This is a genomic window from Rhodobacter maris, assembly GCF_900217815.1.
In the GTDB taxonomy this organism is placed as follows: domain Bacteria; phylum Pseudomonadota; class Alphaproteobacteria; order Rhodobacterales; family Rhodobacteraceae; genus Rhodobacter; species Rhodobacter maris.
Map to the genome: position 1 here is coordinate 1 of NZ_OBMT01000032.1, position 2,500 is coordinate 2,500.

General features: G+C 55.3%; 1 tRNA gene and 2 rRNA genes (1 of these 3 cut by a window edge). All 3 read right to left on the reverse strand.

Going from position 1 to position 2,500, the window contains the following annotated elements:
• Window position 1: 1 nt before the first annotated feature.
• Window positions 2-78, reverse strand: a tRNA-Met gene (locus CRO22_RS18150).
• Between the two features lie 88 nt (window positions 79-166).
• A 5S ribosomal RNA gene (gene rrf / locus CRO22_RS18155) occupies window positions 167-281 on the reverse strand.
• Window positions 282-434: 153 nt separating this feature from the next.
• Window positions 435-2,500: ribosomal RNA gene (locus CRO22_RS18160) — 23S ribosomal RNA — on the reverse strand (it continues 769 nt past the right edge of the window).

Below are 2,500 nucleotides of genomic sequence, written 5' to 3' on the forward strand. Positions count from 1 at the left end.
TTGGTTGCGGGGGTAGGATTTGAACCTACGACCTTCAGGTTATGAGCCTGACGAGCTACCGGGCTGCTCCACCCCGCGACTGTCTGCGCGTAGCGCAGTATTTGAGCCCCGAGGGCGATTTGCGATCGGGGGGATATCGTGAAGAGAGAATATGGCTTCTTTCTAGGTTTGGCGGTGACCTACTCTCCCACGTCTTGAGACGCAGTACCATCGGCGTGTTGGCCCTTAACGGCCGAGTTCGGGATGGGATCGGGTGTTTAGCCAACGCTATGACCACCAAACCGAGGAAGAAGCCTGTCCAAGTCTGAGTACAGTCAGAACGCACATCGCTCCTGCCGCGAAGCGGCCTCCGGCATTGAGCCGGCGCGGAGCGTTTTTAAAACTAACCAATTCTGTATACTTGCTTTTGATCGTGAGCCTTGCTGCTACTGGATCAAATCAAGCCAATCGGGCAATTAGTACCGGTCAACTGAATGCATTGCTGCACTTACATCTCCGGCCTATCGACGTGGTGGTCTTCCACGGCCCTCAAGGGATACCTGGTTTTTGGGGGGGCTTCACGCTTAGATGCCTTCAGCGTTTATCCTGTCCGCTCATAGCTACCCAGCACTACCGTTGGCACGATAACTGGTCCACCAGTGGAGCGTTCACCCCGGTCCTCTCGTACTAGGGGCAACTCCCATCAAGTATCCTACACCCACGGCAGATAGGGACCGAACTGTCTCACGACGTTCTAAACCCAGCTCACGTACCTCTTTAAATGGCGAACAGCCATACCCTTGGGACCTGCTCCAGCCCCAGGATGAGATGAGCCGACATCGAGGTGCCAAACGATGCCGTCGATATGGACTCTTGGGCATCATCAGCCTGTTATCCCCAGAGTACCTTTTATCCGTTGAGCGATGGCCCTCCCACTTGGGACCACCGGATCACTATGGCCGACTTTCGTCTCTGCTCGACTTGTCAGTCTTGCAGTCAGGCTGGCTTCTGCCATTGCACTCAACGACCGATTTCCGACCGGTCTGAGCCAACCTTCGCGCGCCTCCGTTACGATTTGGGAGGCGACCGCCCCAGTCAAACTCCCCACCATGCAGGGTCCCGGACCCGGATAACGGGCCGCGGTTAGACATCAAGAGTGCGAAGGGTGGTATCTCAAGGGAGGCTCCACCGGAACTGGCGTCCCGGCTTCAAAGCCCACCACCTATCCTGCACATCACAATCCTGATGCCAGTGCAAAGCTAGAGTAAAGGTTCATGGGGTCTTTCCGTCTAACCGCGGGTAGTGTGCATCTTGACACACAGTTCAATTTCGCTGAGTCCACGTTTGAGACAGCGGGGAGATCGTTACGCCATTCGTGCAGGTCGGAACTTACCCGACAAGGAATTTCGCTACCTTAGGACCGTTATAGTTACGGCCGCCGTTTACTGGGGCTTCAATTCGGAGCTTGCACCCCTCCTTTTAACCTTCCAGCACCGGGCAGGCGTCAGACCCTATACGTCGCCTTACGGCTTCGCAGAGCCCTGTGTTTTAAGTAAACAGTCGCCACCCCCTAGTTTGTGCCCCCCACCGATAGTTGCCTATCAATGGGGCCTCCTTCTCGCGAACTTACGGAGGCATTTTGCCGAGTTCCTTAAACGTGGTTCTCTCAAGCGCCTTGGTATACTCTACCAGTCCACCTGTGTCGGTTTCGGGTACGGTCTCATGGAGGGCTATTTCCAGGGACCTCTAAGCAGCCCGTTCAATCCGATAAGAACGAACTACCCTCGAGATCCGTCACATCCTCCTGGCCCAGGAATATTAACCTGGTTCCCATCGACTACGCCTTTCGGCCTCGCCTTAGGGGCCGGCTTACCCTGCTCAGATTAGCTTTAAGCAGGAACCCTTGGACTTTCGGCGACAGGGTCTCTCACCCTGTTTGTCGCTACTCATGTCAACATTCTCGCTTCTGATCACTCCACCGGATCCCTCACAGGCCGGCTTCACCGTCAACACCATTTCCGACCACCGCTTTCCTCGCGGAAAGCAAAGTCGGAAGGTGTTCTATCACAGAACGCTCCGCTACCACGCGCATCGCTGCGCATCCAAAGCTTCGGCTCGTGGCTTGAGCCCCGTTACATCTTCGCCGCAGGATCTCTTAGCTAGACCAGTGAGCTGTTACGCTATCTTTAAAGGATGGCTGCTTCTAAGCCAACCTCCTGGTTGTTTTGGAAATCCCACATGCTTTCCCACTTAGCCACGAATTGGGGGCCTTAGCTGTTGGTCAGGGTTGTTTCCCTCTTCACGACGGACGTTAGCACCCGCCGTGTGTCTCCCGGATAGTACTCTGCGGTATTCGGAGTTTACTTAGACTCAGTAAGGCTGTGGGCCCCCATCATCCATGTAGTGCTCTACCCCCGCAGGTATTCGTCCGAGGCGCTACCTAAATAGCTTTCGCGGAGAACCAGCTATCTCCAGATTTGATTGGCCTTTCACCCCTAGCCACACGTCATCCGGACCCTTT